Here is a 1084-nt window from a genome sequence, read left to right as displayed (position 1 = left end):
TTGTTGGAGGTGTTGAGATTCCTAAGGGCACCCGGATTGATGTAGTGTCGCAGAAGACGGGGAATGTGACGATAGGGGATATAGTAGATACTCAGGATAGCTCTAGTATATATGCTCTGGATGTAACTGATATGGTATCAAAATATAACGATATATATGCTTACAAATTTAATAGTACAACAAATCCAGGACCACTTGCTGAACTAAGTTCAAAACCCAATCGTAATTTTTATGGTGGGCGTTATAGTATTTTAGAGTTAGATAATGATGTAGTACTATATAGAGCTGGCAGGGGTGACAATCCTATGGGACAGTGGTTTACAACTGAACCGCCATTTTCAAGAGCACAAGTTAGAATTGATACTGCTGTTAAAGATATTTGGACTACTCCAGACGGTGTTTTCACAGGTCAGTCACCTATTGATAAGGTATATAAAATTAGGATACCTAAAGGAACTACAATTTATGAAGGTCCAGTTGGTACTCAAGGTGGAATTTATCAAGGAGGACTTGATAAAACACAGATTTTTATTGACTCGCCTTGGAATATTGAGGGGATCGAAGTGTTAGATTCATGGTCTATTATTCCATAATGTGTTGTAAGATATTATTTATAAAAAAATAAAGAGGTATAGCTTAATGATAGAATATCTAATTGATACAATTGATGAACTTAATCATTTAATTGAAGAACTCAAGATTAGTGGACTGCAAGTTCAAATAGATTACTTAAAAGATTTAAGGCATGAGTTAGTAATTGGTTCTGACTTAACAACAAGGCAAAAATTGACGATATACAATAAGTTGTTTCCACCAAGAGGCGGGCTCTCTGATATGAATTATTGGACTGATAATTTTAAATTGAGAAAACAAATGAATGAGCGACTTAATAGTCTGAAAATTGTAATTTCCGACTACCTATTAGAAGTTTAGTACTAACTCCTAGCTATATCCAAGTTGGGCGTTACACTAAGGAACTTTCGCAGTTAGATATATCGATTGATGAAGTCGTGAAAACCACTTACGCCAATCGTGTGAAGCATGTGCGTTCTCAGATAGCAGCCTCCGATACCTTATCAGAAGA

General features: G+C 35.7%; 1 protein-coding gene and 1 pseudogene. Both read left to right on the top strand.

What is annotated here, in order from left to right:
• A pseudogene (locus tag ACVPON_RS00045) lies at positions 1–593 on the top strand (hypothetical protein); the annotation flags it as partial.
• A gap of 46 nt (positions 594–639) precedes the next feature.
• On the top strand, positions 640–933 hold the full coding sequence (locus tag ACVPON_RS00040; RefSeq protein ID WP_462874785.1) for an ABC transporter: 294 nt from the start codon (positions 640–642) through the stop codon (positions 931–933).
• Positions 934–1084 lie beyond the last annotated feature (151 nt).

It is taken from the genome of Streptococcus sp. 1F3, assembly GCF_054968985.1.
Note: the sequence above shows the minus strand (reverse complement) of the source record. Positions and strands in the feature narration are given on the sequence as shown.